Here is a 3,333-nt window from a genome sequence, read left to right as displayed (position 1 = left end):
GGCGCTGGTAGACGAGCTGCTGGCTGGCCGCGATCGGCGCGAGGACGAGCGGCGAATCATCGCGACGTTGCGCAGGAGCGTGGCGGGCCGCTGGGATACACGGTGACGGTGGACGGCGGTGACGCGGCGTTCCTTTACAAGATCTGCCTGAAGACCACCACCACGGTGAACACCTACCCGGCCGGTGGCGGCGACCGGGTCTGCTCCGGCAAGAAGGGCTCGACCGACGGGTCGTTCGACCTGACCGCCGAGTTCACCGACGGCGACACGGTCTGGATGGACGTCGAGATGCTGGTGGACCTGAGCGGCCACTCGCGGACCAAGGACAACGTGGACATCACCGGGTCGCACTCGTGCACGCTCAAGGGCGCCCTGTACGCGGGAAAGTTCAAGTGCGAGAACGCGATCAACAAGAAGAGCTTCGAGGCGCCGTCGATCGAGCCGTACCAGGTGGCCGTCGACGACCCGAACGCCCCGGTGGTGCAGCTTCTGACGCTGATGGCCTGGTGCGTGAGCGCCGCCGCGGTGCTCGGTCTGCTGCTGACCGGCATGACGTTGGCCTCGCAGTTGCGGCGCGGCGCGCTGGAGGAGCGGACCGAGTACACCAAGCAGATCGCGTTCGTGATGGCGGCGTGCCTGCTCGCGACCACCGCCGGGCCGATCGTCGAGGCGCTCGGGTTCAGCCAGTGACCACCCCGACGGGCCCCGGCCCCGGCCGACTGACCAACCCCTTTTCCCAGCACTGAAGGAGCACCCAATGGCCCTCTCCGACATCTACTACAGCGGTCTGGTTCGGATCCCGTTCGGGATCCGTCCCGCGCCCGAACTGGGCGGCGATTTCGTTGGCGGGGTGCCGCAGCCGGCGACCGGCGAAAACTCGGTGCCCAGTGAGCTCGCCACGAAGGTCGAGCAGGCGCTCGGCCTGGTCGCCTGGGCGGGTACGGCGGCCGGCGTCCTCGGTGTGCTGATCACCGGCGCGGTGATGGCGATCTCACACAAGCGGGGTGAGAGCTCGGAGCACATGAGCCGGCTGGGCATGGTGCTGGGCGGCTGCATCCTGGTCGCCACCGCGGGCCCGATCGTGACCTGGGTCTTCGGCACCGGCGGCCAGGCGGACGGGAACTGACGCATGCGCGCGCGACACGCATCCGGGCCGGCGGAGGAGGGGCCGTTCTGGCGGCACCGTCGATGGCAGGTGTCGGCGGCCTTCGTGGTGCTGGCGCTCTGCACCGGCGTCGGCGCGGCGTTCTACGGGGGCGGGGACGCCGGTTCCCGGGCCGCGCCCGCGTCCGGGCCGGTGATCGGCGGCCTCGCGCCGGACGGGTCGCGACCGCAGGGCTGCCGCACCGTGGACGCCGTACAGCGGATCCCGGACGCGGCGCCGACCGACGTCACGTGGCACCCGCTCAACGGCGCGCAGACCCCGTTCTCCGCCTCCGCCGGGCCGCTGAAGGCCACCGGGCCGCTGCGCTGGTGCTTCGCGCACACCCCGATGGGCGCGGTGCTGGCGGTGCACACCATCTCCCGGCAGATGAGCGGCCCGGACTGGCGTACGGTCAGCCGGCAGCAGCTCGTGCCCGGGCTCGGGCGGGACTACTTCGACGCGATGCGTGAGTCGCTGGAGGACGGCGGCCCGCCGCAGACCTCCAACCGCCTCGCCGGGTTCCTCGTGGTGCGCTACACGCCCCGGACGGCCGTGGTCCGGGTGCTGGTCCGGCAGGCGACGGCGCGCTACTTCTCGGTCGACTACACGGCGGACTGGAACGGCGTGGACTGGCGGCTGCGGCCGCTGAGCTCCGGCGGTCTCTACGGCCCGGTCACCCCGGTGCTCTCGCTGGCCGGCTTCGTGCTGTGGAAGGAGAGCTGAGATGGCTGAGTGCGCGACCGGCGACGCCGTCTACATCGGGGAGATCGGCCAGGTCGTCGGCTTCTTCGAGCGGGGCATCGACGGCATCCTCAGCGACATCGCGGGCGCCATCATGGGCGCGGCGGTGGAGTTGTTCGCCAACCTCGGCGACGTGCCGACGCTCGGCGACGAGAAGATCAACGATCAGATCCACCTGCAGACCGACTGGCTCGTGGTGACCATAGCGGTGGCGTCGTTGCTGGCTGCGGCGTTCCGGATGGCACTGCTACGGCGGGGACAGGCGTTGTGGACGGCGCTGTCGGGCCTGGTCCGCATGATCCTGACCGTGGGCGCCGCGTGGACCGTGCTCAACCTGCTCGCCACCGAGGCCGACCACTACAGCGACCACCTGTACGACCAGGGCATCAAGGCGCAGCTCAAACTGATCGCCAACTGTGGCACCGACGGGCTCACCGCGTTCCTGCTGATCATCATCGGGTTGCTGCTGCTGGTCGCCGGCTGCATCCACGTGATCCTGATGTACCTGCGGCTCGGCGCGATGGTGCTGCTCACCGGCACGTTGCCGCTGGCCGCCGCGGCGTCGATGACCGAGTCGGGCGGCGGGTGGTGGCGTAAGCACATCGCCTGGATGGTGGCCTGGCTGGCGTTCAAACCGGTGGTCGGGCTGATCATGTATTCCGGGGCGGCGATGATCGGCTCGGTCGACGGCGACGCCAAGCACTACAAGCTGGCCGGCGCCGCCATCCTGCTGATGGCCGCGGTCGCGCTGCCGGCGTTGATGCGACTGATCGTGCCGGCCATGGCGGCGCTCGGTTCGTCCGACGGCGTGGGCGCGGGTGTCGCCGCCGGCGCCGCCGGCGCGGGCGCGGTGGCGAGCGGGGCCAAGCGGATCGCCGGTGGCGGCGGTTCGAGCGGCGGCGGCGCGGCCAGGGCGCCGAGCGGCGGCGCGCCCACCGGCGCGGCGTCCAAGGGGGGCGGCGCGTCCAAGGCTGATGGTGCGTCGAAGGCCGACGGCGCGTCCAAGGCCGACGGGGCGTCGACGTCCGACGGGGCGTCCACGGCCGAGGGCGCCTCCACGCCCGACGGGGCGTCCACAGCCGAGGGCACGGCCGGCGGTGGCGGGTCGACGTCCGCAGGACAGCAGGCGTCCGGGAGTAAGCCGGCGTCCGGCGGGGAACCGGCGTCCGGCGGGGAACCGGCGTCCGGTAGCGAGCCGGTGTCCGGTAGCGAGCCGGCGTCGGGCAGCAGACCGGCGCCCGAGAGCGAATCGGCATCCGGCAGCACCCCCGCGAGCAGCACCCCGGCGCCCGCGAGTAGCCCGCCGTCCGGCAGCGATGCGGCAGGCGGTGGCGGGTCGGCAGGTGGCGGCGGGGACTCGCAGTGCCGGGGCTTGCGCTTCACCGTCGGTACGGGTCGATGATTTCCTTTGGGCGCAGCGCGGGGCGGCGAGGTCGCGGAGTGTCGGC

Annotated in this window: 4 protein-coding genes; all 4 read left to right on the top strand. The window is 72.1% G+C overall.

The window, feature by feature from the left end:
- Positions 1 to 102 precede the first annotated feature (102 nt).
- The 4 genes from AB0J68_RS29700 to AB0J68_RS29685 all read left to right on the top strand — a co-directional run bounded on the left by AB0J68_RS29700 (position 103) and on the right by AB0J68_RS29685 (position 3,287).
- A complete protein-coding gene (locus AB0J68_RS29700) occupies positions 103 to 690 on the top strand; it encodes a hypothetical protein (protein WP_363941895.1) in 588 nt (195 codons plus the stop codon).
- Positions 691 to 757: 67 nt separating this feature from the next.
- Entirely contained in the window at positions 758 to 1,126 is a 369-nt protein-coding gene (locus AB0J68_RS29695; protein WP_354863163.1) for a hypothetical protein, read from the top strand.
- A 3-nt stretch (positions 1,127 to 1,129) separates the two neighbouring features.
- Complete coding sequence (locus AB0J68_RS29690; RefSeq protein ID WP_363941893.1) at positions 1,130 to 1,867, top strand: hypothetical protein; 738 nt, start codon at positions 1,130 to 1,132, stop codon at positions 1,865 to 1,867.
- A gap of 1 nt (position 1,868) precedes the next feature.
- Positions 1,869 to 3,287: a hypothetical protein gene (locus AB0J68_RS29685; protein WP_363941891.1), complete on the top strand. Its 1,419-nt coding sequence runs from the start codon at positions 1,869 to 1,871 to the stop codon at positions 3,285 to 3,287.
- Positions 3,288 to 3,333 lie beyond the last annotated feature (46 nt).

This window comes from Micromonospora sp. NPDC049580 (assembly GCF_040675595.1).
Lineage (GTDB): Bacteria > Actinomycetota > Actinomycetes > Mycobacteriales > Micromonosporaceae > Micromonospora.
This window is presented reverse-complemented; position numbering and strand designations above follow the sequence as displayed.

Excerpts from the sequence above, each read along its gene's own strand:
- AB0J68_RS29695 (WP_354863163.1), top strand. The coding sequence starts at position 758 with ATGGCCCTCTCCGACATCTACTACAGCGGTCTGGTTCGGATCCCGTTC.
- AB0J68_RS29690 (WP_363941893.1), top strand. The coding sequence starts at position 1,130 with ATGCGCGCGCGACACGCATCCGGGCCGGCGGAGGAGGGGCCGTTCTGG.
- AB0J68_RS29685 (WP_363941891.1), top strand. The coding sequence starts at position 1,869 with ATGGCTGAGTGCGCGACCGGCGACGCCGTCTACATCGGGGAGATCGGC.